Raw genomic sequence first — 26,554 nt, 5'->3', positions numbered from 1 at the left:
GACAACCAACCATCAATGGAGAAAGACAATGAGTGTAGGAATTCAGGTCCCCGCCGGTGCGCCCGATTGGGTCAACTATCTCGAAACCACGTGGCTCAACTCCTTCTCATATCGCAGCCATGGCTCGTTCAGCCCGGGCTCAGCGCCTTATGACCAGTGGGTCGCCGGCAACGCTGGTACCGCCCAGTCGGGCGCGGTTCTCAACGGTGATTTCAGCTACATCCCACCGGGCGGCTTCGTCGGCTCGCTCGACACGCTGGAATTCGGCTCGCATCTGACCGGCAGCACGGCAACGGGCTATGATCTCAGCACCGTGCTGACGTTGGACCTGTCGGACGCGACCACCTCCACGGCATTTACCTATGCGATCTACTACCTCTCCAACTTCGCCGACCTGACGCATCTCTACGACTACCTTGGTGAGCAGGGCACGACGCAGACTGGCAATAGCGGCGGCCTCGGCGAGACCCTCTACAGCTTTGCAGGCGACGATGTGCTGACGGGTGCCGGTGCGAGCGACTTCGACACTTTCTACTATCGAGCCGATCTGAATGCCGGCGGATGGGGCGATGATGCGATCAACGACTTTGTTGACGGCAACGACCTGATCGTCCTCGACGGCTATGGCTGGAACGACTACAGCGACTTCGTCTCGGCTGGCGGCAGCATTTCCGGTTCGACGATCTCCTACGCCGGTAGCAGCATCGACGTCGCTTTCGCAGGCGGCGGCACGCTTGACAGCTCCGATCTGATCTTCGTCGCGTGATCGGCCGATGAAGAACCAATTTTTGGTTCGGACGTCGCCGCAGCCTTTTGCTGCGGCGACGATCCTTCCCCTGAAGAGCAATGTCGTCGCCATTGCCCTCATCAGCGGGGTCGTCAACCTGCTCGCCCTGACATCGCCGCTGTTCATGCTGCAGGTCTATGATCGCGTGCTCGCAAGCGGCAGCGTTCCGACGCTGATTGGTCTGGCAGTGCTTGCCGCCGGCCTCTACGCGTTCCAGTCGGTCCTCGATATCGTTCGCGCCCGCGTCTTGCTGCGGATCGGAGAGCGGTTCGACGGGAAGCTCAGCGCCCGCGTTCATGAGGCCGTGATACGCCTTCCATTGGTCAGTCGAGCCCAAGGTGACGGCCTGCAGCCGTTGCGGGATCTCGACAATGTCCGCGGCTTCCTATCCGGCACCGGACCGACGGCCTTCTTCGACCTTCCCTGGATGCCGCTTTATCTCGGCATATGCTTCCTATTCCATATCTGGATCGGCGTGACGGCGCTCATTGGCGCGATCATCCTTGTCTCACTGACGCTGATCACCAACATGCTGTCGCAAGGTCCTATCCGCGAGACCATTGCCCAGAACATGATCCGCAACGGCCTTCTGGAAGGTACCCGTCGCAACGCGGAAGTCGTCCGGGCGATGGGACTGGAAACGAGGCTCGCCAAACGATGGCTGAAGGTCAACGCCGCCTATCTTGCGGCCAACCGCCGTGCCGGCGACATCGGCGGTGGCTTGGGAGGCGTGTCGAAATCGCTGCGCATGATGCTGCAGTCCGCCATCCTTGCTGTCGGCGCCTATCTCGTGATCACGCAACAAGCCACGGGCGGCATCATGATCGCAAGCTCGATCATGATGGGCAGGGCGCTCGCGCCGGTCGAGCTTGCAATCGGCAACTGGAAGCCGTTCCTGATGGCACGCCAGAGCTGGGCAAGGCTTCAGGACCTGCTCGACAAGATTCCCGAGGCCAAACCTGTCACAGCTCTGCCGCGGCCCGAACGTGAGTTGCGCATCGAGGCCGTGACCGTCGTGCCTCCGGGCGAAAGAAAACCGACGCTGGCCGGGCTCGGTTTCTCATTGGCCGCAGGAAGCGCTCTCGGCGTGATCGGTCCGTCCGGATCGGGCAAGTCGACCTTGTCGCGTATCCTCGTCGGCGCCTGGCAGCCCTCGGCCGGCAAGGTCCGGATCGATGGCGCGAGCCTCGACCAATGGGACAGCGCCGCACTCGGTGAGCATATCGGCTATCTCCCACAGGGCGTCGAACTGTTCGACGGAACCGTTGCCGAAAATATTTCGAGGTTCGAGGAAGCTCCCGATGCGGAAGCGATCATCGCCGCGGCGCGCACGGCCGGTGCCCATGAGCTGATCTTGAAATTCGAACTCGGCTACGAGACGCAGATCGGCGAAGCCGGAGCCGCACTCTCGGCAGGTCAGCGCCAGCGTATCGGCCTTGCGCGCGCCCTTTATCGCGATCCGTTTGTGGTCGTCCTCGATGAGCCCAACGCCAATCTGGATGCCGAGGGCGAAGCCGCTGTCGTCAGAGCCATCGCCGCGGTTCGCGATCGCAAGGGTATCGTCGTCGTCGTTGCCCATAGACCCAGTGCGCTTGGGATCGTCGATCATGTGCTGATGATCGAGGGTGGCAGGCAAAAGGCTTTCGGCCTCCGAGACGAGGTGCTTTCCAGGGTTTTGAAAAGCGGATCGGGCCTGCCCGCAGGCCGGAGCTTTCCGGCAACCGGCGTCAGTACGCCACCGCTGCGAGTGATCGCAAACGCGGCGCAGACGACATCCGATCCAGCAAATGGCGCCATATCGGATAGTCAGGAGGATGCCGATGTCAGACATTGATGACCGGGAAGTCAGCCGTTCAATCCGCCGCCACCTGATGGTGGGCGTTATCGCTTCGCTGGCGATGGTCGGAGGTGCGGGGGCATGGGCTTCGGTGACGGATCTCTCCGGAGCGGTGGTGGCACCGGGGCATTTTGTCGTCGATTCCTACGTCAAGAAGGTCCAGCACCCGAAGGGCGGGGTCGTCGGAGAAATCCTTGTGGGAGAGGGTGATGAGGTCAGGGCTGGTGACGTTCTCATGCGCCTCGACGCTACCCAGGCCCGCGCCAACCTGGCGATCGTCACGAAGCGGCTGAACGAATTGGCCGCGCGGTTGGCGCGGCTGGAGGCCGAACGTGACGATCTTGATGACATCGCTTTTCCAGACTGGCTGCTTGCTGACGAAAAGGATCCTGAGGTGGCTGCTGCCATCCATAGCGAATCTCGATTATTCCAGTCCCGGCGGGACGCGAGGGAAGGGCAGAAAGCCCAACTCAATCAGCGCATCGCGCAGTTCGAGCATGAAATCGCCGGACTGAAGGCCCAGGAAGTTGCCTATGGCGAGGGAATAGAGGTTCTCAACGCCGAAATATCCGCCCTGAACAGGTTGCGCGAACAGGGCATCGTTTCCGACCAGCGGCTGAACGGCCTCAAGACCCAGGCTGCGACCTTTGGCGGAGAACGCGGTGAGAAGATTGCCTTCCAGGCCCAGTCGGCCGGCCGGATCACCGAAACGCGGCTGCAGATCCTGCAGATCGATCAAGATCTGAGAACCGAAGTCGGCCGTGAATTGCGGGAGGTCCAGGCGCAGATCGGCGAATATGTCGAGCGCAAAGTCGCAGCCGAGGATGAATTGAAGCGCATCGATATTGTCGCTCCGCAATCCGGCGTCGTGCACCAATTGGCGGTCCATACCGTCGGCGGCGTAATCTCTCCTGCCGATCCGATCATGCTGATCGTGCCGGAAGGCGATGATCTGGCCCTTGAAGTTCAGATTGCGCCGAAGGACGTGGACCAGATCCAGATCGGGCACGCGGCCTTGTTGAGAATGACCGCATTCAATCTTCGCACGACACCCGAGCTCACCGGTTTCGTCAGCCGAATTGCGGCTGATCTGGCCACCGACGAACGGTCCGGCCAGTCCTACTACCTGGTGCGTGTCGCCGTCCCGCAAGCCGAAAAAGAAAAGCTGAAGAGCCTTGCACTCGTCCCAGGCATGCCGGCCGAGGTCATGATCAAAACGGATGACCGCACCGCGCTTTCCTATCTCGTCAAACCGCTCTCCGACCAGATCTTGCGCGCCTTCCGGGAGGATTAAGATCGGATGCAATCGTGGAATTCGCAGCCCAGCTTTTGGTCGCTACCATGCCGTACGGGCGGTTCCCAGCGCGAACGTATGAGAGGATGTGACGAGGGCGACATGAGCCTTGAGCGAAACGGCACAATTTCCCGGATAGGAGAGATTGTGCTGGATCAGATGCTTCAACAGTTCATCGGCATTGCGCTTTTCAGTTAGCGGAAATGTCATTGTCATGTGCGTTCCTCGACAGAGCAATTTGACCGTTCGCAGCGATTAAAGGCGCGAATCCTTTTGCGCTGCAACAAGAAAAATTTAATCATAAAATTAAAATCGATTAGCTTTTGGAGCGAATATTTTAAAATCGTTTTAATTGTGCAAGCCTCCATTGGTCTGGTGGGCATCGGGCAACTGCGACAAAAACACACGTAGTCGGATAAGACCTTGTTAACCATCCAGGCGCCAGATGGGGAGAGGTTTAAAGCTCTACCAGAGCCGTGAGAATGTGTTCCGCTTCTTAGGCTTTAAATCCGCACATATCCCCTTGATAGCCGATGCCGATGGGTGGGTTATGCGCTGGTGAGTTCTGTTCTCGGTGTGTGGCAATGTCGATCATTCATAGTATCAGCGTAAGAAGCGGTCGACTGGTGAAGCTCACCTTCGAAGCTGCCCCTTTCACGCGGGCCGCTCGCAAGACCACCGGAACGGCACGGCAAGCCAGAAGCCGCATCGTCACCCTCGCAGGCGTCCTAGGCATCGTCTACGCCGGAATGTTCGGCAAGCTGATCTATTATGGCCTTGCCGTCGACACGACGACATCGAGCATTCCGCCGAATCCGATCATGGCCTCCCGGCCCGATATTCTCGACCGAAACGGCGAGCTGCTGGCGACCGATATCCGCACGGTTTCGATGTTTGCCGAGCCAAGCCATATGGTCGATGTCGATGAAGCGGTCGAGAAACTCACGCAGCTTTTCCCGGAACTCGACCGGAAAACGCTCTATCAGAAGCTGTCGGACAAGCGTTCGCAGTTCACATGGCTGCGTCGCCAGCTGACGCCGAAACAGCAAAGCGACGTTCTGGCCCTCGGCCTTCCCGCCATTGGCTTCCGCCCCGAGGTGAAGCGCTTCTATCCTGGCGGGCGTACCGCTGCTCACATCCTCGGCTATGTCGATATCGACAACAAGGGCATGGCCGGCATGGAGAAGTATCTCGACATGCAGGGCCTTTCGGATCTGGAATCCACCGGGCTCGCAGTGCGCGAGAATCTGGAGCCGGTGAAGCTGTCGATCGACATTCGGGCGCAGAATGTCGTTCATGACGTCGTCACCGATGCTATCACCACCTACAAGGGCAAGGCTGCCGGCGCCGTCATCCTCGACATCCATACGGGCGAGGTGCTCGCCATGGCTTCCGCCCCCGATTTCGACCCGAACGACCCTCAGGCGACCGGTAGCGAAGGCTGGCTGAACCGCATGTCAAACGGCACCTTCGAAATGGGCTCGACCTTCAAGACCTTCTCGATGGCATTGGCACTCGACAGCGGCACGGTCAAACTCTCCGACAGTTTCGACGCTACCGGCCCGCTGCACTACGGCGGCTTCATCATCCATGACGACCATGACGTGCCGCGCCGCTGGCTGACCATTCCGGAAATCTTTCGCTATTCTTCCAATATCGGCACGGCAAGAATGATGGACCTCGTCGGCATGGATCGTCAGAAGGACTATCTGACCCGTTTTGGCCTCCTGACCAAAATGCAGACCGAGCTGCCGGAGGTAAAAACGCCGACACAGCCCAAAGTGTGGAAGAAGATCAACTCGATCACCATCTCCTTCGGCCATGGCGTCGCGACCACGCCGCTGCAGACGGCCGTTGCCGGTGCCGCTCTCGTCGATGGTGGCGAGCTCATAGAGCCGACCTTCCTGCCACGCTCAGCGGAAGAGGCGGCGAAAACCGAGCAGCAGATCGTCAAGAAAAGTACCAGCGATACGATCCGCGCGCTCTTCAAACTCAATGGCGAACAAGGCTCCGGACGTACCGCCGACGTGCCTGGTTTCCATGTCGGCGGCAAGACGGGCACGGCGAACAAGGTCGTGAACGGCCATTATTCGCACACGCTGAGCTTCAACGCCTATCTCGCGGCCTTTCCGATCGATGCGCCGAAATATGTCGTTCTGTCTTTCATCGACGAACCGCTGACCGGCCAGCACGGGCTCACCTTCGCGACGAATACGGCAGCCCCCATGGTCCACGACATCATCAGCCGCGCCGCACCTATTCTGGGCGTCGAACCGGATTTCGGGCAGAATCTGCTAGCCTCATACTGAGGGGTAGCGAGCACTGTCCGGAATCGCCTCTGTCGGTCGTTTGCGACAAAGATGGGTTGAACGCCGTCAGCCGAAGAGCGTGCTGTTTCTAACAGCTTTCGCAACGGCATCGGGCCGGCAATGGAGGTTGCCCAACTTTCATCGCGTTGCGTCATCCAGGCTACATACTTGCGGCCTAGTCATTGGGCGAAGGTGTGCGCCTCATGTCCAGCCGAACAAACGTCACTGCAAAACGCCTCATGGATGCCTGCGAGCTGCTGCTTTGCGAGGCGCATGCCCTGGAAGAGCTGACGGCGCGCCGGATTGCGATCCAGGCGCAGGCGACGCCTTCGGCGATCGCCTATCATTTCGGATCCCAGGAAGAACTGATCACCGCAGTTGCGGAGCGCGTCTATCGCCGGCTGAACGCCGAGCGCCTGAGCCTGCTGCAGAAAGCCCTCGATCGGCGAGCACCCAATCCTCCCGATATCGAGGAGGTGATTGCAGCCCTCGTCGGTCCGTCGATCCGCTGGGCGACCGATCCAACGTCGAGCTATCCCGTGCTGTCGCACTTCACCTCTATGGCACACAGCCATCGTGACGGCGCGCCTCACTACCGTCGCATTATCGAGGACGTCGAGCATCACCGGGCCTTCATTCCGCAATTGAAGCGGATTGCGCCCTGGCTCGACGAGGTGGATATCGGCTGGCGTCTGAATTGCGCGCTCGGCATCCGTTCGCAGGTCACCCGCAGCCGGCAGCGCACCGAGCTTCTCACCAATCATCAGATGGATCTCGACAATCCGGATCTCGTCATCGCGCGCATGGTGGAGGTGATTGCACCTATGTTCCGTCGGCTTTCCTGACTTCCTCAGACTAAGTCCGAACGTGTTTCGAACAGCATTCGAAATCCGTCACGCCTGCGAAACACGCCCCCTCTATCGGTTCCCATGAGAGAACTGTCAGGGAGCCTTCCAATGCGCCGAGATACCACTTTCATCCATCTGACCGACCTGCACATCGGCACTACCGATGACGATCATCTGTACAGCGATACGACCGACACGCTCAACCAAGTGCTCGATCTGGTCGCCACAGTCACGCCCAGGCCGCAATTCGTGATCGTCAGCGGCGACCTCACAAACCGTGGTGACACTGAGAGCTTCCGCCGGCTGAAGGAGATCATGGATGCACGCATCGACGTGCCGGTGATCTATGCGCTTGGCAATCACGATACGCGCCCCGGATTCTACGAGGGCATGGCGGTTGCAACGGATGATCCGGATGCACCCTACGATCACGACGCCGTCGTCGATGGCATCCACATCGTCACGATCGACTCCTCGACGCCGGGACTGATCGGCGGCACCATCGATCCGGAGCAGTTCGACTGGCTGGCATCGACACTGGATACGCATCCCGATCTGCCGAAGCTGATCGTCGTTCATCATCCGCCGGCTTTGGGTGAAAATCCTGATGCAACCCATTGGCGGACCATTCATTTTCCGCAGTCGGAACGCTTCAGAATGCTGCTTGATGGTCGCAATATCATCGGCATCCTCAGCGGCCACATCCATCATGACCGCGTATCCGTCTGGCACGGCATTCCCGTCGTCGTCGGAACCGGCCAGCATGCCGCGACCGACATTCTGCGCACCGACATTTTGCGCATGGTTCGCGGCGCCTCTTTCGGCATCGGCACCATCCGTCCGTCCGGTCTCACCATGGCCTTCGTGCCGCTGCCGTCCGACCGCGCCGAGCTCAACACCTATCCGCTCGAAATGCTGTTGGCGCGGGCCGTGCCCGTCGCCGCCGAATAAACGTCAGGAGACATCCATGTTGCGCAGGACCACGTTGAAGTTCACGGCAGCGCTCGCCGCCGTCTCGCTCTTACCATCAGGCGCATTTGCCGAGATGCCCGCATCTGTCGACAAGCCGGTGACGATCAGCTTCTACAATTACAATCTCGCCTCGGCGAGCGCCGGAACCGACGCAACCAAGGAACTGCTCGCCGGTTTCGAAAAGAAATTCCCCAACATCAAGGTCGAGACCGTTGCCGTCCCGTCCAATGAGATCATGTCGCGCGTGCAGGCCGATATCGTTGCAGGCAAGCAGCCGGACGTGGCGCAATTGGTATTCCGTGACCTGATCTATATCTCCAGCGACCTCGGCGCCAATGCCCTCGAAGACATGGTCGATGCGAACGAATTGAAGGATCAGCTCACCGGCATGATCCCGCAGGGACTTGAGCTCGGCAAGGTCGACGGCAAGACCTATGGCCTTGCCTATACCTTCTCGACGCCGATACTGTTTTACAATGCCGACCTCTTCAAGCAGGCGGGCCTCGATCCGGACAAGCCGCCGAGGACCTGGGACGATATCAACATTGCCGGCAAGGCCATCAAGGAGAAGACCGGCAAGAACGGCTTCTTCCCCGGCGCCTATGGTCCGACCGACGGCACCTTCGTCTATCAGTCGATCGTCATGTCGAATGGCGGCAGGGTGCGCGACGGCAACACGCTGACCTTTGCCGACAAAGACGCGGCGGACGCCGTGAAGATGCTGCGCAACATGGTCGACAGCGGCGCCCATGCCAAGATCGATCCGGCGAGTGCATCCGATACGTTTGCCGCGGGCAATATGGGCATGTTCCTCTATACGAGCGCGTTGCTTTCCAGCGTCAAGAAGTCGGCTCAGGGCAAGTTCGAGCTGCGGCTTGCACCGATGCCCTCCTTTGGCGACAAGCCGACGGCACCGACCAATTCCGGCAGCGCCCTCTTCGTCTTCAGCAAGGACCCCGACAAGCAGCGCGCCTCCTATGAGCTCCTCAAATATCTGACGAGCAAGGAAGCCTACACGATCATCACCAGCAAGATCGGCTACCTGCCGCTGCGCCTCGATATCGTCGACGACCCGAACTATCTTGGCCCTTGGCTCAAGGAAAACCCGATGTTTCGGGCCAACATCAAACAGCTCGACCGTCTGACGGCCAATGTTGCCTTTCCCGGACCGAATTATCGCCAGGTCGAGAAGATGATGATGGACGGCGTTCGCGAAGCCGTCTTCGGAAGCGGCGACCCTATCGAAGCGCTGAAGGGTGCGCAGGAGCAGGGTCAGGACCTGATGCCGTAAGTCAGCCGCAGTCTTCACGAGGAAGGTGAGGGGCGGCGGCGAGGGCCGCCCTTCACCGACAGTCGATCGGAGCTTTCGTCAATGACAGATATCCAGGCAGAGGTGGCCGGCGCCGCCTTAACGAAAACGGCTTCGGTGCAATCGGAAATCACCCGCGAACGCTTTACCATTTCACCCTGGCTGTATCTTACGCCCGCGCTCATCCTGCTGATGGTCTGGACCTACATCCCGCTTGCCGAGACGTTCCGCCTGTCTTTCTATCAGTGGAACATGCTGCCGACGTCGCCGCAACGCTTTGTCGGGCTGACCAACTACCAGCGGCTGCTGGCGCTGCCGGAAATGCGCAACGCTCTCTGGAACACGCTCTATTACACGATCGGCCTGTTTCCGATGTCGGTGATCATTCCCCTTTTCGTGGCAATCTGGACGCAGGATCTCGGCGGCCGCGCCCGGACGATCTACCGGTCGCTGATCTTCGTGCCGATGATCATCGCTCCTGTCGTCGCGGCCATCCTGTGGCGCTGGCTGCTGAATGAGGATCAAGGGCTTATTACGCTTTCCCTCGAGGGCCTGGGGCTCGGCCGCATCGGCTTTCTGACCGATCCCCTCTATGCCCTGCCGACGCTGACATGGATCACCGGCTGGAAGCTGATCGGCTTTTCGACACTGCTCTTTTCGGCCGCCAATGCGGGTATCAACCCGTCCTATATCGAAGCCGCGCGCATCGACGGTGCCAGCCGCTGGCGTATCATCTGCGATATCAGGCTGCCGTTGCTCTCGCCGACGATCCTGCTGCTGTCGATGATGACGGTACTTTTCGGCGCACAATGGAGCTTTGCCTATATCAACGTGCTGACCAATGGCGGCCCGCTAAAGTCGACGACCAACATCTTTTACCTGCTCTGGGAATACGGTTTCCAGACGCTTTCGGCCGGCTGGAGTTCGGCCGCCGGCATGATCGCTTTCGCCGGCTTCGCGGTGCTTGCCGCTCTCTGCATGTGGCTGACGAAGAGGTTTGCCTTCTATGACAACTGATGCCCTCGACGACCACCGGCCGGGCCGATCAGCGCCGTCCCGCGGATTCGGGCGCAAGTTCGGCGTGCACGCCGTCATGATCGTGCTCTCGTTCATTTCGATCTTTCCAATCTACTGGATGATCGTCACATCGTTGCGACCGGAGAACGAAATCTTTTCGACGGCGCTCTGGCCGTCCGATCCGACGTTCGACAATTACCTCTTTGTTTTGACACGCGTGCCGATGCTGCAGATGCTCTTCAACACGACGATCGTAGCTGCCGCAACCGCCTTGCTGCAGGTAACCACCGGCATGTTTGCCGCCTATGCATTGGTACGTTGGCGCATGCGGCTGTCAGCCGTCGTTCACGGTCTGGTTGCCTTGTCCTGGCTCGTGCCTTTCCAGGTCACGATGATCCCGAACTATGTGCTCGCCTCCAGGCTCGGGCTGCTCGACACCTTGGCGGGTCTGGTCGTGCCGAATGCCGCCCACGCATTCGCGATCCTGCTGCTCTATCATGCCATGCGGGCCTTCCCGACCGAAGTGCTGGAGGCTGCGCGCATGGATGGGGCGCGAAGCCTGCGCATCCTCTGGCAGATCGTCATACCCAACATGGGCGCGCCCATCGCGTCTTTGTCGATCATCGCCTTTATTTCCGCCTGGAACGAATATTTCTGGCCGCTGCTGCTGTCGCGCAAGCCCGAGAATTCGGTCGTGCAGATCGGCTTGCAGATGTTCATGACCCAGGAGGGCAACCTCTGGGGACCGCTGATGGCGGCGGCAGCGCTCGCCAGCCTGCCGATCCTTCTGATCTATCTCGTTCTCCAGCGTCACGTCATCGAATCCTTCATGAAATCTGGAATCCGCTGATCATGCAAAATTATGAGAGACTTATCGCGCTTACCGGCGCTCGCAACGTGCGCGACCTTGGCGGCTATCCGGCGGGCAACGGTAGACTGACGCGTTGGCGCTCGGTTCTGCGCGGCGACGCACTGCATGCGCTGAGCGCGGCCGATATCGAGGCGCTGATCGCTTATGGGGTGACGACAGTGATCGACTTGCGCAATCCGCAGGAACTCGCTCAGGAGGCCAATCCTTTCACGGAGGATGCGCGGGTTCGTTACGACAACGTCCCGCTATTTTCGGCTTTGGCGCCGGTTGAAATGATGGCAGCGCAATTGTCCGATTTCGATATGGGCGACCGATACTGCCAGGCACTCGACAATTGTCAGCCAGCGATCGCCAAAGTGCTGACGACGATCGCACACGCACCTGATGGGATCGTCCTCTTCCATTGTTCGGCCGGCAAGGATCGCACCGGCATCATTGCGGCTCTGATGCTCGCACAGGCCGGGGTCGATGACGCTGTTATCATCGAAGATTACGCGCTGACCGGATCGATATTCGCTCCCTTGCTTGCCGACTTCCATGCACGGGCGATCGCACGCGGTATTCCTTCGAGCCTTGCGGAGGTGATCCTCGCGTCGGCACCGCACAGCATGGCCCGCACACTCGGGCACCTCGCCACACGTTACGGCGGCGTTGGCGCCTATCTCGCGCAGATGGGCTTGGGCCAATCGGAAATCACCAGTCTCGAGCGGCGGCTTGTCTGAGGCTTCTCTGTCTAATTAAAAGCAACTTGGCGTGATGCCAGCAACGTTTGTTGGGCTTCGGGCGCCATCCGTTACCAAAGCGGGCGACCCCATGAAGCTTGCTACGAATATGTTGGCCGGGCGATCGTAGATATCCTCAGGCGTGCCGAATTGCTGGGGATGCCATCCGGCATCACAGCTGCACCTCCGCCCCGCAAGGGTAGCCGCCCGATTATCGGACGGCTATTCCTCACAGCAGATCAAGGCAGCGTGTGTCCTGCAGCCCTGAACAGCCGATACCATTCCTCGCGGGTCAGCGAGACAGAAGAGCCGGCTGCTGCTTCGGCGACACGCTCCGGCTTCGTGGTGCCGAGGACAACCTGGATCTTTGCCGGGTGACGGGTGATCCAGGCGACGGCAATGCCTGTCGGCGTTACGCCATAGGCCTTCGCGAGTTCGTCGATGGCGTCGTTCAAATCGGCGAAATTTTCGCGGTCGCCAAGGAATACGCCGTCGAAGAAACCCTTCTGGAACGGCGACCAGGCCTGCAGCATCATGCCGTTGATCCGGGAATAGTCGAGGAGACCGTTATCGCGATCGACCGACTGATCGAGTCCCGCCATATTGGCGGCAACGCCTGATGCAATCAGCGGCGCATGGGTGATGCTGAGCTGTACCTGGTTGACGATGAGCGGTTGCTTGACCGCGGTCTTGAGCAATTCGACCTGACCCGGCGTGTGGTTGGAAACGCCGAAATGCCGGACCTTGCCGGAAGATTTGAGCGTGTCGAAGGCTGCGGCCACGTCCTCGGGTTCGACAAGCGTATCAGGGCGATGCAGCAGAAGCACGTCGAGATAGTCGGTCTTCAGCGCCGCAAGCGACTGATCCACCGAGGCCAGAATATGTTCGGCGGAGAAATCGAAAAATCCCTTGCGGATGCCGACTTTGCTCTGGATGAGAAGCTTCTCGCGCTCGGCAGGCGTCAGGGAGATCGCTTCGCCGAAACGGGCCTCGCAGCGATGCGGTGCGCCGCCATAAATGTCCGCGTGATCGATAAAGGTCACGCCGGCATCGCGTGCGCCGCCGATCAATTTCTGGATTTCGCCATTGCTCATATTGGCGATCCGCATCATGCCGAGGATGATGCTTGACACTTCGAGATCAGTCTGCGGAAGCTTGTAGAATTTCATGACGAGTACCTCAGGCGGGGTTGCGAAATAACTAAATGGTTATCAGCTTTTACGGGAACGGGGGTCGCGTGGCTAGCTGAAGCTGCTGCTCTCAACGACCGACATCGTTGAGTATCCAACGTAGCGAGCTTCGGATCTGACAGCTCCCTTTGGACGCAACTCGCGCGATAGGTTAGACATCGCGGTATTGCTGTAACGGTGTTGGCTGTCGAAGTGGAGGAAACCTGCGTGGCGGATCAAGCGAAACTGGCGGCATCCCGCAGGGCTGCACAGCGGGTGACCCTGCGCACCGTGGCGAAATCGCTCGGCCTCTCCGTCACGACCGTCAGTCGCGCATTGAAGGATGGCCCCGAGGTCAATCGCGAGACGATCGACCTCGTCAAGAAAGCTGCATCCGAGCTCGGCTACCGTCCGAATCTCGGCGGCATCAATCTGAGAACGGGCAAGACCCATGCCGTCGGCGTCATCATGCCGTTTTATCGGGATGGCGAGATGAATATCGTCGTCGCTTCGCTGATCGAGGGTTTTTGCGGCGCGATGAAACAATATGGCTACCGCACGACGGTCGTCCCGCAGTTTCAGGCTGACGACCCGCTCGCAACGGTGAGGGATCTCGTCGAGGAAGGAACGGTCGACGGCGTCATCCTCACGCATACGCGGCCGCAGGACGACCGGGTGAAATACCTGCTGGAAGTCGGAATGCCCTTCGTCACCTTCGGCCGGACCGAACTGCTCAGCAAACATCCGAGCATCGATATCGATCACGAGGAGATCGGCGCAGCTGCGGCGGCGCGTTTGCTCGATGCCGGGCACAAGGCGCCACTGCTCGTTGCCCCATCGAGCCAATTCACCTACAGCCTGCAATTCATCAAAGGCTGGACAGCGGAGTTCAACCGCAGGAACTTGACCGTTCCCGACGAGCGGATGTTCTTCACCGCAACCACGCCTGACAGCGGCAAGAAGATCGCCGTGGATGCGCTTGCTAAATATCCCCGGGTCACCAGTGCGTTCGTCGCAAGCGACGAGGCAGCCCTCGGTTTTGTCTCCGGCCTTGCCGATCTCGGCCGAAAGGTTGGAGAGGATTTTTCAATCCTGACCTATTCCGGTAGCCGCCTTCATGACTTCTATACTCCCCCTCTCAGCACCTATTATTTTCCAAATTTCATCATCGGACAGCGCCTTGGCGATCTTCTCTACAGATCGATGCGGGGGGAGGCGGCGTCGGGCCTGAACGAGGTCGTTCGCGCCAGCTTTCTTGAGCGCCGTAGCGAATTCAGCCTTCGCTAAAAATCCCCAAAGAAATCCTGTGCAGTTCAAGTCGTTCGTAACGTTACGAATTCACATTTCCTTGCCCCATGCGGCTAAAATTCCTTAGCTGATAACATTGACAACATAGGGTTTGCGATGCATTCGTAACGTTACAAATCGACTTTTGGAGCGGGTTGGAGCGCCCAAAGGGTGAAAAAGAGGGAGGACGGCGTGGGTGCTCAAGCACTTTTTTTCGGCTCGCCAATTTGGACGTTCAACTGGAATCCGCCTTATGCAGCGCCTTTGCGGCGGCTGGCGGCCACCGGTTGCAAAGGGTTCGAGCTGACTGCATGGTCGGTCGACATGCTCGGCTATTACACCGACGAGACGATCCGTGAACTCAAGTCGATCGCCGACGGTGAAGGGCTGACGCTGACCAACTTCTTCTACAATCTGCCATTTTCACGTGATGACGGCGCGCCTGTCTCCCGTGTGGACCTCGATGCCTATAAGCGCGGCGTCGAGCTGGCAGCAAAGATCGGCACACCGATCATGACAAGCATGACGCCTTACCCTTTCCAATCGGATATCAGGCCGATCCTGCAGCGACCGACGGCCCAGGAATGGTCGGCTGCCGTGAAGCCCGAATGGGATTGGGCACAGGAATATGAGGTCGTCGTCGAAGGCTTTGCGGCCGCCTGCGCCATTGCCGCGGATGCCGGGCTGCGTGTCGCCATCGAGCCACATCCTTATCGCTGGGTCAGTTCGGGGCAGGGCATGCTGCGATTGATCGAGCGTACCGGCGCTCCCAATCTCGGCCTCAATTTCGACCCCAGCCATCTCTTCCCCGCAGGCGACATGCCGCATTACGTGGTGCTGCAACTCGGCGACCGGATCTACAACACGCACTTCTCCGACAATGAAGGGCACACCAATGCCCACTGGCGCCCCGGTCGCGGCAAGATCGACTGGAAGGCGATTTTTGCAGCCCTGCGCACCATAAGCTATTCCGGCCCAATCACGCTGGAGCTTGAGGATGCGCCCGGCGCGTCGCACTGGACGCATTTTCGTGAAGCGACGCCGGAATTCGATTCCGAAATGAGACGCGGCATTCGCTATCTGCGCGACTGTGCCGCCGAACTCGACATCATCATCGCCTGAGGAGCCAGAATGAGCGGGAGCAGCCCCATGAAAGTCGGCATTGTCGGTGCCGGAAACATCAGCGCCACCTATGTCGCGACGCTGCATATGTTCGACTTCATTCGTGTGAAGTCGATCTACGACCTCTATGAGGAACCGGCGCGCAAGCTCGCCGAGCAGTTCGGCGTTCAATCGGTGTCGCTTGACGCAATGTTCGCCGATCCCGAGATCGGCCTCATCATCAACTTGACCACGCCGACCGCCCATTATTCGATCAGCAAGAGGGCGCTGCTTGCCGGCAAACATGTCTATTCGGAAAAGCCGCTCGGGGTTTCCATGGAGGAAGCCGAGGAACTGATGGCGCTTGCCCGCGCTGGTGATCTGCGGCTCGGCTGCGCGCCCGATACGTTCCTTGGCGGCGGTCATCAGTTGACGCGCCGCCTTTACGACGAAGGCCGCATCGGTACGGCGATTTCCGCAACCGCCATGCTGCTTCTGCCAGGTCATGAGCATTGGCATCCCAATCCGGCCTTCTTCTACGGTCGCGGCGGCGGGCCGATGCTCGATGTCGGCCCCTATTACGTCACCAATCTGATTGCCCTTCTCGGGCCGGTCCGCGAGGTCTTCGGCGCTGCCAAGGTCACCCGCATAGAGCGGACTGTGAAGACGCAGCCACGTTTCGGCGAGACGATCAAGGTGCTGACGCCGACGCATCTGACCGGCGTCATGGAATTCCATAGCGGCGCGACCGTAACGATCGCCACGAGCTTTGACGTCATCAGGCACAAGCACAACCAGATCGAGATCTATGGTTCCAAGGGCTCGATGGTGACGCCGGACCCGAACAACTTCACCGGCAAGGTCGAGATCTTCACCGAGGGCGACGAAGCCTGGGAAGAGGTGGCCGTCGACCATCCCTATGTCGAAGGTGTTCCAGGCCATCTGGGTCTTAGGGGATTGGGTGCTGCCGAAATGGTGGATTCGCTGCGCTCCGGCAGGCCGCATCGCGTCTCCTCGGAACTCGCCTTCCATGCCCTTGAAGTCATGACTGCTTTTGAACGGTCAGCCCAATCGAAACGAGCGGTTACCATCCGCAGCAGCTGCGGCCGTCCGGACCCGATTCCCCGGCATTTGAAGGAAGGCAAATTCACGTAAGTCTTCCTCCCGGACGGTCAGGCGAGCGACGCGCGAATGCACCATTCGTCTCCGGGAAGAAGCCAAGCTTTCGGAGATTGCGGCTAGCCGTCGAGGTGATCTTTGAACGCGGCCTGCTTTGAGCGTGGAGGTTCGCCAGACCTCTATCTCTGCTTCGGTTTGGCCGCCGTCTTCGCGGGCGCGCGCCTTGGCACCGGCTTCTCGTCGATCAGATCGACTGACGGCATTGCGGGGGTCGCCGATCGGATGTCGTTGGTGATCGATTGTGCAGCGGCGATCACCGCTTGCCGGATATCAGTCACGCGTTTTTCGTCCACGCCCGTGACGAAGGGAACACTGACGGCTGCAATGACCGTGTCTTGGTGATCCCTCACCGGGGCTGCGATCGCATGAACACCTGACATCTGCTCTCCCATGTCCCGTGCCCAATTCTGCTTGCGGATCAGCGCAAGCTCCTCAAGCATCTTCGTGGGATCGGTGATCGTCTGGTTGGTAAAGCGTTCGAGCTTGGTCAGGCGCCGCTCGATGTCCTCCTGCAACGAAAAGGCAAGCAGGATTTTACCGGCAGCACCGGCATGAAACGGCAGCCGCTGGCCAGCCGTCGCCGACAGCGCATATTGGCCATGCCCCTGCGCCGAAGCAACGACCAAAATATTGTCGCCTGATGGCACCGTCAGCTTGCTGCCTTCACCCAGAAGCTCGGAGATCTTGTTCAGATGCGGCTGCGCGATCGCCAGCAGATCGTAACTGGCAACGGTCGGGGCGACATGGGCCGCAAGTGTCAGAAGGCGCCTGCCGAGCGTGTAGCTTCCGGCCGGCGAACGATGCACGAAATCGTAGGCGCTGAGCGTGTTCAGCATACGGTAGACGGTGGTGCGTGACAGCCGCACAGCTTTGACCACATCGCGGATCGTCGCTCCCTCCGGCGTGCGTTCCAGGAGGGCAAAGACCTCCACCATCTGCTCGATGACGGGGATACGATACTTCTGCGCTGCGTCTTCACTAATGTCCGTCATTGAAAATCCTGCGAACCCCATCAGGCAATGCTTCGCCTTCCATAAGCAATGCATGGAGTTCACGCAATCGCGGCTCCTTCCGATTGACTCCGGCATGAGAATGCCGATAAATTCTTGGATGAACTTATATCAGTTCAAATAGGAAACGTCACGTCGTAATATTCCCGACGCGGCCTTCCTGGAATGTGCCGGATCGGAGGTTCGGCGCGCGGCTGCTTCAGCACGCGCAGTGAAACGGAAATACGGAGGAGGATGCAATGAAGAGCGTGAAATCGATCGGACATGTGGCCGTCAGTGTGAACAACATCGACAGCTCGCTCGACTTCTATGTCAACAAGCTGGGCTTCGACGAAATGTTCCGGCTGGAGCGCGACGGCCGCCTGTGGATCGTCTACCTCAAAATCACCGATACGCAGTTCATCGAACTGTTTCCCGAGGGCGTCGGCGACAGTGCGCCGCCTTTTGCCAATGTCGGCTATAATCATCTCTGCCTCGAAGTCGAAAACATCGACGAGGCGATCGCCGATATCACCAGCCGCGGCGTGGTCCTGACGGCTGAAAAGAAGCTCGGCGTCGACAACAATTATCAGGCATGGATCGCAGATCCGGAAGGCAACCGCATCGAGCTGATGCAGCTCGGCGCAGACGCCATGCAGACGGCTGCCATTCGCCGTATCAACGGACGAGGCTGAGCCATGGATCTTTTCAAGCATCTCGGCCATATCGCATTGCGCGTCAACGACCTCGACACGTCCTTGGCCTTTTACCAGAAGCTCGGCTTTCGCGAGATGACGCGACTGCTCAACGATAAGGGAGAGGCGTGGATCGTCTATCTGCGCATCAACGACGATCAGTATCTGGAGCTTTTCCCAAAGGGCGTAAAGCGGCCGGAAGCCGGCCCAGACGTCATCGGCATCTTCCATATCTGCCTCACTGTCGAAGATATCGACAAGACATTTGAGGAGCTTGCGAAAGTCGGCATCCAGCCGAGCAAGCCGCGGCCGACCAAAATCGGCATCGACGGCAATCGCGGGGGATGGATCGAGGACCCTGATGGCACGCAGATCGAAGTTATGGAGATGGCGCCCGATTGCATTCAGCTACAGGCCATCAAACGGTTGCGCAAAGAATCAGTCTGATTAGACTGTTTAGCGACAAGTTGATAACTAAAACAACCCGGCAGCGATCTGCCGGGTTGTTTTTGCGCTGTTTCAGAAGATCTGGTCGTAGGCGTCTTGCATCGCCTGCACAAATTCGTCATCAGTCCGCTTCGGATCACTCCAGTATTTGTCGGCTTCCTGCCAGATGGTGCGATACCAGTCGGCGTCGGCCGTATTGAAGGGGTTGGAAACCTGCTTCGTCGGGTCCTTCAGCGTTTCCAGGACGAGCTTGTTGCAGGCATCAAGGTTTGTCGTATCGGCATCGGTACGAACAGGGCTTGCACCCTTCTTCAAGACGAACTCGGCATTGAGCTTCGGATCGACATCGAGCTTGGCGAAGTCTTCCTGGGCTTTTGCGGTGTCAGCGTTGTTCGTGTTGAGGAAACCCCAGGAATCAACAGTGACGACGACAGCCTTGGTGCCGGGAATATTGATGCAGTCGAAATCCGTGCCCAGCTTCTTCTGCGCGGCGACGAACTCGCCTTTCATCCAGTCGCCATGAATCTGAAGCAGGGCCTTGCCGGTGATCACGAGATTGGTCGTGTCGTTCCACTGGCGGTTGGGGGAGCCCGTATCCGTGTGGTCGGCGATCTGGCGGAAGCGTTTGAGCGCCGCCCGCATCTCAGGCGTATCGATCACTGTGCGGTCCGGTTTTTCACCATAGAAACGATCGTAGATCGCGGGACCCTCCTCGGAAGCGATCAAGGCCTGCAGCAGATAGGCCTTCTGGAATTGGTCGCCGCCCTGTGCAATCGGGATGTAACCGGCCGCCTTGACCTTGTCGAAATCCGCGAAGAGGTCGTCAAGCGATTTCCAAGACTTCGGATCGACACCGGCGGCTTCCGCCACATGCTTGTTGTAATAGACCATGCCGTCGATATGCACTGTCGCCGGCGCCTTCATGATCTCACCGTCGACGGTGATGTTTTTCAGAACCGAGGGCGGGAAATTCTTCGTGGCGCCGATGCTGTCGAACAGCTTGGTGAGCGGCACGCCGAGGCCCTGCTTGTTCAGATCCCGATAGATGCCGGGATCGGAATTCATGAAGACCGCAGGCGGATTGCCGCCGGTGATCATGTTCATGAGGCTGACATTGGCGCCGGAGTCATGGGCGATGGACAGGTCTTTCCATTGGTGGCCGTCCTTTGCCCAGGCATCCCTGAGAACGCCGAGAGCCGCGATTTCCGAGGGCTTTGACCAAGTGTGATAGACGACGACTTCATCTGCCCAGGCGTTTGCGGCAAGTGTCGTCGCGGCAAGCAGGAGCGATAGCCCCTTCAGCGATTTCCATTTTGTCATGCAACATTCCTCCCTTTTGAATCTGGTCACAGCCGCCGGCCGGTCGGCGCATCGAAGACGTTCAACTTGGTCAGCGGCAGATAAACGGGCAGAGCCGGTTTGCCTCGATAGCGGTTTGCATCACGACCATCGATGCGCACGGCGATGCTCTTTCCCGACATGGTCAGGAACGCGAAGGCGTCAGGCCCAGATTTTTCGAAATATTCGACCGGGCAGTCGAAGCGGACGGTGTTGCCTGCATCCGCGCGCTCCTCGATCAGCAATTCCTCGGCACGGAAGCCGATCTTGACTGGCTTGCCGTCGTCGGCGCCAACCTTCCATTTATATTCGCCGAGATTGATGCGGATGCTGTCCTTCTCATCCACGGCGACGAGATCGCTGCCTTCCTGTCTAACGACGCAGTCGAGCAGGTTCATGGCCGGTGAGCCGACGAAGTCGGCGACGAAGAGATTGGCCGGTTCGTTGTAGATTTCGTCCGGCGTGCCGAATTGCTGGATGACGCCCTTGTTCATTACGGCGATTTTGGTGGCCATCGTCATGGCCTCCACCTGGTCGTGGGTGACATAGACAACGGTGTTCCTGAGCTGGTTGTGGAGCTTTTTTATCTCCATGCGCATCTCGTTGCGTAGCTTGGCATCGAGGTTCGAAAGTGGCTCGTCGAACAGGCAGACCCCGTATTGCTTGACCAGCGCCCGGCCGATCGCCACGCGCTGGCGCTGGCCGCCGGAGAGTTGCGATGGCTTGCGATCGAGCAGGTGTTCGATCTGCAGCAGCTTCGCTGCCCAGGCGATCCGTTTGTCTGCTTCCGCCCGCGAGATGCCGCGCGACGTCAGCCCAAAATTCATGTTCCCGCGCACAGTTTTGGTGGGATAGAGCGCGTAGGACTGGAAGACCATGGCAAGGCCCCGATCCTTGGGATCGAGATAGCTGACATCCCGCTCGTCGATCAGGATTTCCCCGTCGTCGATCTCCAGTAGGCCGGCCAGAAGATTGAGCAGCGTAGTCTTGCCGCAGCCGGACGGCCCGAGCAGGACCAGAAATTCTCCGTCGCCGATGCTGAGGTTCAGGTTCTCGATAACTGTCAGTGCACCGAACTTCTTGACGATATTGTTGAATGCGATGGAAGGCATGCCTCTATCCCTTGATGGCGCCGGCAGTGATGCCCTGCACGAAGAACCTGCCGAGAACGAAGTAGATGACGAGCGGCGGCAGGGCGGTCAGCAGCGCCGAGGCCATGTCGACCGCGTAATTCTTGGCGCCCGTCGTCGTCACCGTGATGTTATTGAGCACAACCGTCATCGGCTGCGTGTCTTGGGCGCCGAAGGTGAGTCCGACCAGGAAGTCGTTCCAGATTCCCGTGATCATCAGGATCAGCACGACGATCATGATATTGCCGGACATCGGCAGGACGATCTCGAAGAAGATCCGCCAGAAAGAACCGGAATCGATCATCGCCGCAGCGATGATCTGCGGCGGCATTCCCTTGAAATAATTTCGGAAAATCAATGTGAGGAAGGGCAGCGACAGGACGCTGTGAATGACGGCGATGCCGAATGTCGTACCGTAGATATGCAGCGCGCCGGCGATCTTGATCAACGGATACATGATGATCTGGAACGGCACGAAGGCGCAGATGAAAAGCACGAACAGGAAGCCGTTCGCCCATTTGATGTTCCAGAGGGCCAGCCCGTAGCCGGTGACGATCGACAGCGAGATCGTCAGGACCAGACTGGGAGCAAGAATATAGAGCGAATTGATGAAGCCGATGCGCACGCCGTTGCAGTTCATACCTGAACAAGCCTGCATCCAGGCGTAGGACCACGCATCAGTCGTCCAGGGCGAGGGCAGGGAGAATATCTGCCCTTCGCGGATCTGATCCATCGTCTTGAAGGATGTCACGATGATGACGTAGAGCGGGACCGCGAAGAAGGCGGCCGCCATCAGCAGGAAGACGAAGATCACCACCCGGTTCGGCCGGATCAGCGGACGCCGGCGCACTCTCGTCTCGCGGCGCGATTGTGATGTCGCTGCGATCGCCGTCATGCCTCCCTCCTTTGCCGGATGGCGGTGAGAATGACGAGCGGCAGGAAGAGCACGAGGGTCGTGAGCAGCATGACGGTGGCACCTGCCGAGGCGAAGCCGAGATTCTGCTTCTGCCAATAGGCGTCGATGACGAAATAGGCAGGCATGACCGATGCGCCACCGGGTCCGCCATTGGTCATGGCAACGATGATGTCATAGGCCTTCACCACGCCGATGCAGAGCAGGATGATGCAGGTCAGGAAGGTGAGCTTCATCATGGGAATGATGACCTCGATATAGAGCCGCCAAAAGGGCACGCCATCGAGGCGGGCGGCCTGCCAGATCTCGGTATTGATCGACTTCAGGCCGGCGAGCATCAACGCCATGAAGAAGCCGGTCGATTGCCAGACAGCCGCCAGGATGACGCCGAACATCACCGTGTCCTGGCTCGCGAGCCAGTCGAAGGAGGCGCTCTCCCAACCCATCGAATGAAGAACGTTTTCAACGCCAAGGCCCGGATTGAAGAGCCAGCGCCAGACGAGGCCAGTAACGATCAGCGAGACGGCAAGCGGGTAGAGAAAAACCGTGCGGAAGATGCCTTCGCCATGCACTTCCTTGTCGATCAGCGCAGCGAGAATGAAACCCATCACGATCGACAACAGGCTGCCAACGGCAAAGATGACGAGGTTCTGCAACGCCAGGGTCCAGGAGGGATCGTGAAACAGCCGCCAATATTGCTTCCAGCCGACCAATTCATAGTCGGGGAAGCGTCTGGACGCCGTGAACGAGAGATAGACGGTCCAGCCTATCGCCCCAATGAAAAAGACAAGCGTCAACAGCGCCGCAGGCGCAACGGCCAGATGCGGGATGACGCGGCTCCATCGGATTCCCATGAGCCTCCTCCTCAGATCACCAGCGCTCCGCTCCTCCAGCTCGCTGAGAATCTGTTCTTATATGAACAGGATATAGTTCATAACGCATCAACTATAGGGACCAAAAAATGGCGATGTCAATGAGAATTGGCTGAGCCCGGAGGTATTGCTCACGCTGAAGTTGGATAAGAGGGCGGCCGCAGCCGATCAATCGAAGAAGGCCTGGTCGTCTTCCGGGAGATACTGTCTCGCCCGCTCAGGCACGAGATCGACGCTCACTGCCGATCGGGCTTGCGGCGTTCTCAACCGAGTTCAACACCGATTGGGAGCGGTCATGGCCGCCTCCATGGTGATGACGGTCCCGATCGCCCTCCTGTTCCTCTTCTTCCGGGCGGGCTGACGGCAGGAGCGACCAAGGGGTAAATTGATCTTCCCATCAGAGTGAGGACGATGCACTTTCGGTGGGTTGGACTTCAGCCGAAAGCGCTTCTCCGATCGCGTAGAAATGGCCGCCGGCGACGTGGTGCAGACTGCGCCACTCAGGGCCGGCCGTTTCAAAGTGCCAACGCCCATTGCGGAACACACGATCGTCGGCCCAGGCCGCGGTCACCTCACCGATAAACAGGTCGTAGGCATCCTGGTTATGAGGCTCATTGATCAGCTTACAGGCGAGCCACGCCGAGCAGCCTTCCACGAAGGGCAGGTCCTGTCCCGGCATATCGAAAATCGACACGCCCGACGTCCGCAGCTTGTCCGGCTCTTCATACAAGGTGCGGTTCCCGACTTCGCGTGTCAGCGAGAGCTGGGCGACCGTTGGCACCTGGATGACGAAGCGTCCGCTCGCCTCGATCAGCGTGCGTGTTTGAGCAATCTTGTCGACGACGACGGTGAGCTTCGGCGGATCGATGTCGAGACCACAGCACCATGCGGCAGCCATGACATTGTCGATACCGTCATGGCGCGCCGACACCAGGACCGTTGGGCCATGGTTGATCAGGCGAAAGGCCTTTTTGAGTTCAACGGCTTTCACATGCTCGTTCATTCGAAGCCCACGACGATGAAATCACAACTCCCACCTTTCTCTGCGCCTGAGACAAAGAAAGATGATGCGAAACGATGTGGTTCCTGGTGACGGCGGACGCGCCGCGAAACCGAAGGCATTCCGCATCTCAGTCGTTATCGTGCCGGTCACGCCGGTGAGCAAGTGAAATGATCGAGCTGTAGGCCAGTTCACGCGGAAGGCGCGAAAACGTATCGCGATCTCGCAGATCGGCTTGTTACGCTTTAAGTCCTTGTTTGACGTATGTCGTTATTGCAAAATCGCCGCCCGCGACATGCTCTAACGTTTCAGGTCATAGGCTTGATGAGATGCGCGAAGCTCTGCCAAGGTCTTGCCGACGCAGCTGCCGCCCTCCGCGCCGCCGGTTGCCTTCGCGTGGCCGTCCAGGGTGATCGTCCCTGCCATCCGTTCAGATGCCACATAGGTCGCGACACCGTCCGGGGAGATACGCGATATATAGAAGGCGTGATAGGTTTCTTTGTGCTTGCACTGGATGAGCAATGGAAATTGATCGAACGGATCTTCCTGCGCCTCGATCGTGGTGAGTGGAAGCCCGACCAGCGAGACCAGGCCTGCAAAGAGCGTTTTGGCCAATCCGTTTGATCTTCGGCCGGATGTGTACTTCATTGCTCAATCCCTCCTTTTGCAAGATCAACTGGTCCGAAATCGCTGCCGCTAGATCGCCATTGCGATGAGTGCATCGCGGTCAATAAGGCGAACAATGCGTTGCAGTTTGCCGTTCAGGCAGAGGATGCGTTTTTTGCGAAGTTTCGTGAAGCAGCGGGCAACGGTTTCGACCGTCAGTCCGAGGTAGTCGGCGATATCGCTGCGCGACATCATCATATCGAATTCGCAATCTGCCGGATGACGATCGGCCATTTCGTAGACAAAGGCGGCGACGCGCTTCAATGCGCTTTGCTCGGTAATGACGAGCTGTTTGTGCTGTGCCTTTGCGAGGTTCGTCAGGGCAATGTGGAGAAGGTCTACGGGAATGACTGCGTTTTGATTGGCACGAAAGGGCTTTATGCAGGTTTCGCAGACGGTCTCTGCAAAATCGGTTCGCACAGTGCCTGTTTCGAGTCCGAACCATTCCCCCTTGCCGCAAAAAGACAGAATATATCGCTGCCCGCTTGCCGTGAGGCGGTATATCCGCACCGCGCCCGATTCGACCTGGTAGATCGTAAGAGCGTGTTCGCCTTCGCTATAGATCGTCTCGTCGGCCTTGAGACGGATCGATTGATCCTTCGCCGTTCTGGCAGCACTACCATAGCGGTGGCCTGTAACTGTCGTGTGCTTTACGATCGTCTGGTTTTGAAGCATGTGTGCCGTCCCCATCCGCATCGCAGCATAAGCAATCGCTGCCCGCCCGGGTATTCGAGATACTCCTTACGTATTGTTACGGAAGCCCGCGACCACCGACAGGTGTATAAAGCTGTTCCCCTTGATGAGAGCGATACGAAAATATCGTGGGAGGTATCGATGGCATCGGAAGAGGGAGGGGACAACCGCGCACTTCAAGACCCGGCAAGCGTGCGTGCGCAACTTGACCTGATACTCGCCAGTCCGGAGTTCCTTGCCCCTGAGCGAGGGCGCCGCTTCCTGCAATATATTGTTGAAGAGACGCTTGAAGGGCGCAGCGAACAGCTAAAGGCCTATACGATTGCACAGGCTGTTTTTGGACGCGATTCATCCTTCGACGCACAGAATGATCCGGTTGTCCGCATCGAAGCGGGGCGGATCCGTCGCGCGCTCGAACGATACTACCTCGTCAGCGGACATGGTGACCGGATCCGGATTACCCTCCCCAAAGGAGGCTATGCGCCGCAGTTTTCCAATGGGGAAGCCAGTTCGAATGCAGGCGAGGTTTCCGCCCCGCAGAACCGCGAGAATAAGCGGCGGCCTCTCGGTCAGGAGCGGCGGGTGAGCTATCAAGATTTCCTGTTGCCGATCGGCGTCCCTGCGGTGTTTGGGGCAATGGCAATACTCGCCCTTGTCCGTCCGCTCGAAGCCTATCTTTCCCCACCAAGAACGTTACCGGCCCCTGCCACATCAACGTTGAAGAGCAAGACCAGGATTGTTGTCGAACCCTTCGTCGCCCTCGGCGGCACGGCGCATGGAGCCGATTTCGTAAAGGGATTGGCTGATCAGCTGATTGCAAAGCTGATGAGGGTAGAGAACCTTATCGTGTTTGCCCCTGGCCGGTCGGGAACGGAAATCCCCGGCTCGCTTTTCAACCTGCAGGGAAGTGCGACCGTCGAGGGCATGATCCTTCATCTGCATGTCCGCATGTTAAATGACGTCGACGGCACGGTTATCTGGGCAAATCAATATGATCGAGACTTGCGCGGTCAGACCATTCTTGATGTTGAGGACGAGATCGCTGCACAGATCGCTATGGAGATTTCGAACAGCCGCAAACTGAACGGCGCAGGCGCCGATCCATAGCT

At 58.8% G+C, this 26,554-nt stretch carries 26 protein-coding genes; 16 read left to right on the top strand and 10 right to left on the bottom strand.

Annotated elements, in window-relative coordinates; genetic code table 11:
* The first annotated feature begins 28 nt into the window (after positions 1-28).
* From AC1DUP_RS32845 to AC1DUP_RS32835, 3 genes are read left to right on the top strand one after another with little or no spacing between them, the layout of a single operon-like run.
* A complete protein-coding gene (locus AC1DUP_RS32845) occupies positions 29-766 on the top strand; it encodes a hypothetical protein (protein WP_113296498.1) in 738 nt (245 codons plus the stop codon).
* 7 nt (positions 767-773) lie between these two features.
* The gene (locus AC1DUP_RS32840) at positions 774-2,621 is read left to right on the top strand and encodes a type I secretion system permease/ATPase (protein WP_113307589.1); all 1,848 of its coding nucleotides are present in this window, start codon (positions 774-776) and stop codon (positions 2,619-2,621) included.
* The gene (locus AC1DUP_RS32835) at positions 2,608-3,918 is read left to right on the top strand and encodes an HlyD family type I secretion periplasmic adaptor subunit (RefSeq protein WP_113307590.1); all 1,311 of its coding nucleotides are present in this window, start codon (positions 2,608-2,610) and stop codon (positions 3,916-3,918) included. The genes AC1DUP_RS32840 and AC1DUP_RS32835 overlap by 14 nt, the downstream gene beginning before the upstream one ends.
* A 42-nt stretch (positions 3,919-3,960) precedes the next feature.
* Here the strand turns inward: AC1DUP_RS32835 and AC1DUP_RS32830 are convergent, their stop codons facing one another.
* The gene (locus AC1DUP_RS32830) at positions 3,961-4,134 is read right to left on the bottom strand and encodes a hypothetical protein (RefSeq protein ID WP_477836812.1); all 174 of its coding nucleotides are present in this window, start codon (positions 4,132-4,134) and stop codon (positions 3,961-3,963) included.
* Positions 4,135-4,502: 368 nt separating this feature from the next.
* Between AC1DUP_RS32830 and AC1DUP_RS32825 the strand changes: the two genes are divergently transcribed.
* The 7 genes from AC1DUP_RS32825 to AC1DUP_RS32795 all read left to right on the top strand — a co-directional run bounded on the left by AC1DUP_RS32825 (position 4,503) and on the right by AC1DUP_RS32795 (position 11,966).
* On the top strand, positions 4,503-6,227 hold the full coding sequence (locus AC1DUP_RS32825) for a peptidoglycan D,D-transpeptidase FtsI family protein (RefSeq protein WP_113296495.1): 1,725 nt from the start codon (positions 4,503-4,505) through the stop codon (positions 6,225-6,227).
* A gap of 203 nt (positions 6,228-6,430) precedes the next feature.
* The gene (locus tag AC1DUP_RS32820) at positions 6,431-7,072 is read left to right on the top strand and encodes a TetR family transcriptional regulator (protein WP_113307591.1); all 642 of its coding nucleotides are present in this window, start codon (positions 6,431-6,433) and stop codon (positions 7,070-7,072) included.
* A 111-nt stretch (positions 7,073-7,183) separates the two neighbouring features.
* The gene (locus tag AC1DUP_RS32815) at positions 7,184-8,026 is read left to right on the top strand and encodes a metallophosphoesterase (RefSeq protein ID WP_113307592.1); all 843 of its coding nucleotides are present in this window, start codon (positions 7,184-7,186) and stop codon (positions 8,024-8,026) included.
* A 16-nt stretch (positions 8,027-8,042) separates the two neighbouring features.
* Positions 8,043-9,338, top strand: coding sequence for an ABC transporter substrate-binding protein (locus AC1DUP_RS32810; RefSeq protein ID WP_113307593.1), 1,296 nt, complete (start codon positions 8,043-8,045; stop codon positions 9,336-9,338).
* Positions 9,339-9,419: 81 nt separating this feature from the next.
* On the top strand, positions 9,420-10,373 hold the full coding sequence (locus tag AC1DUP_RS32805) for a carbohydrate ABC transporter permease (protein WP_113296491.1): 954 nt from the start codon (positions 9,420-9,422) through the stop codon (positions 10,371-10,373).
* Positions 10,363-11,223 (top strand): carbohydrate ABC transporter permease, encoded by an 861-nt coding sequence (locus tag AC1DUP_RS32800; RefSeq protein WP_113296490.1) that lies wholly within the window; start codon positions 10,363-10,365, stop codon positions 11,221-11,223. Before AC1DUP_RS32805 ends, AC1DUP_RS32800 begins: the two co-directional genes overlap by 11 nt.
* Positions 11,224-11,225: 2 nt before the next feature.
* Positions 11,226-11,966 carry a tyrosine-protein phosphatase gene (locus AC1DUP_RS32795; RefSeq protein ID WP_113307594.1) on the top strand — a complete coding sequence of 247 codons (741 nt, stop codon included), beginning with the start codon at positions 11,226-11,228 and terminating at the stop codon, positions 11,964-11,966.
* 239 nt (positions 11,967-12,205) lie between these two features.
* Here the strand turns inward: AC1DUP_RS32795 and AC1DUP_RS32790 are convergent, their stop codons facing one another.
* On the bottom strand, positions 12,206-13,135 hold the full coding sequence (locus tag AC1DUP_RS32790; protein WP_113307595.1) for an aldo/keto reductase: 930 nt from the start codon (positions 13,133-13,135) through the stop codon (positions 12,206-12,208).
* A gap of 228 nt (positions 13,136-13,363) precedes the next feature.
* On the opposite strand from AC1DUP_RS32790, the gene AC1DUP_RS32785 reads away from it, so the two are divergent.
* The 3 genes from AC1DUP_RS32785 to AC1DUP_RS32775 all read left to right on the top strand — a co-directional run bounded on the left by AC1DUP_RS32785 (position 13,364) and on the right by AC1DUP_RS32775 (position 16,678).
* The gene (locus tag AC1DUP_RS32785) at positions 13,364-14,422 is read left to right on the top strand and encodes a substrate-binding domain-containing protein (protein WP_162747066.1); all 1,059 of its coding nucleotides are present in this window, start codon (positions 13,364-13,366) and stop codon (positions 14,420-14,422) included.
* A gap of 192 nt (positions 14,423-14,614) precedes the next feature.
* Positions 14,615-15,544 carry a sugar phosphate isomerase/epimerase family protein gene (locus tag AC1DUP_RS32780; RefSeq protein ID WP_113296487.1) on the top strand — a complete coding sequence of 310 codons (930 nt, stop codon included), beginning with the start codon at positions 14,615-14,617 and terminating at the stop codon, positions 15,542-15,544.
* Between the two features lie 27 nt (positions 15,545-15,571).
* On the top strand, positions 15,572-16,678 hold the full coding sequence (locus AC1DUP_RS32775; RefSeq protein WP_477836811.1) for a Gfo/Idh/MocA family protein: 1,107 nt from the start codon (positions 15,572-15,574) through the stop codon (positions 16,676-16,678).
* A 143-nt stretch (positions 16,679-16,821) separates the two neighbouring features.
* On the opposite strand, the gene AC1DUP_RS32770 is transcribed toward AC1DUP_RS32775, so the two are convergent.
* Positions 16,822-17,694 (bottom strand): IclR family transcriptional regulator, encoded by an 873-nt coding sequence (locus AC1DUP_RS32770; protein ID WP_477836810.1) that lies wholly within the window; start codon positions 17,692-17,694, stop codon positions 16,822-16,824.
* 257 nt (positions 17,695-17,951) lie between these two features.
* Between AC1DUP_RS32770 and AC1DUP_RS32765 the strand changes: the two genes are divergently transcribed.
* A complete protein-coding gene (locus tag AC1DUP_RS32765) occupies positions 17,952-18,386 on the top strand; it encodes a VOC family protein (RefSeq protein ID WP_113307598.1) in 435 nt (144 codons plus the stop codon).
* A gap of 3 nt (positions 18,387-18,389) precedes the next feature.
* Positions 18,390-18,833 (top strand): VOC family protein, encoded by a 444-nt coding sequence (locus AC1DUP_RS32760; RefSeq protein WP_113307599.1) that lies wholly within the window; start codon positions 18,390-18,392, stop codon positions 18,831-18,833.
* 72 nt (positions 18,834-18,905) lie between these two features.
* Here the strand turns inward: AC1DUP_RS32760 and AC1DUP_RS32755 are convergent, their stop codons facing one another.
* The 7 genes from AC1DUP_RS32755 to AC1DUP_RS32725 all read right to left on the bottom strand — a co-directional run bounded on the left by AC1DUP_RS32755 (position 18,906) and on the right by AC1DUP_RS32725 (position 25,427).
* Entirely contained in the window at positions 18,906-20,153 is a 1,248-nt protein-coding gene (locus AC1DUP_RS32755) for an ABC transporter substrate-binding protein (protein WP_113307600.1), read from the bottom strand.
* A 26-nt stretch (positions 20,154-20,179) separates the two neighbouring features.
* On the bottom strand, positions 20,180-21,283 hold the full coding sequence (locus AC1DUP_RS32750) for an ABC transporter ATP-binding protein (RefSeq protein WP_113307601.1): 1,104 nt from the start codon (positions 21,281-21,283) through the stop codon (positions 20,180-20,182).
* A gap of 4 nt (positions 21,284-21,287) precedes the next feature.
* Entirely contained in the window at positions 21,288-22,196 is a 909-nt protein-coding gene (locus tag AC1DUP_RS32745) for a carbohydrate ABC transporter permease (RefSeq protein WP_113307602.1), read from the bottom strand.
* Complete coding sequence (locus AC1DUP_RS32740) at positions 22,193-23,068, bottom strand: carbohydrate ABC transporter permease (protein ID WP_113307603.1); 876 nt, start codon at positions 23,066-23,068, stop codon at positions 22,193-22,195. The genes AC1DUP_RS32745 and AC1DUP_RS32740 overlap by 4 nt, the downstream gene beginning before the upstream one ends.
* 415 nt (positions 23,069-23,483) lie before the next feature.
* A complete protein-coding gene (locus AC1DUP_RS32735; protein WP_113307604.1) occupies positions 23,484-24,089 on the bottom strand; it encodes a flavin reductase family protein in 606 nt (201 codons plus the stop codon).
* Between the two features lie 297 nt (positions 24,090-24,386).
* Positions 24,387-24,734 (bottom strand): hypothetical protein, encoded by a 348-nt coding sequence (locus tag AC1DUP_RS32730; RefSeq protein ID WP_113307605.1) that lies wholly within the window; start codon positions 24,732-24,734, stop codon positions 24,387-24,389.
* Positions 24,735-24,782: 48 nt separating this feature from the next.
* Positions 24,783-25,427: a helix-turn-helix domain-containing protein gene (locus AC1DUP_RS32725; RefSeq protein ID WP_477836809.1), complete on the bottom strand. Its 645-nt coding sequence runs from the start codon at positions 25,425-25,427 to the stop codon at positions 24,783-24,785.
* Positions 25,428-25,586: 159 nt separating this feature from the next.
* Between AC1DUP_RS32725 and AC1DUP_RS32720 the strand changes: the two genes are divergently transcribed.
* Complete coding sequence (locus AC1DUP_RS32720; RefSeq protein WP_113307607.1) at positions 25,587-26,552, top strand: hypothetical protein; 966 nt, start codon at positions 25,587-25,589, stop codon at positions 26,550-26,552.
* Positions 26,553-26,554 lie beyond the last annotated feature (2 nt).

The sequence above is a fragment of the Rhizobium sp. 01L419 genome, assembly GCF_056400025.1.
The sequence above is the reverse complement of the archived record's forward strand: the minus strand, read 5'-3'. Positions and strand labels throughout refer to the sequence as shown.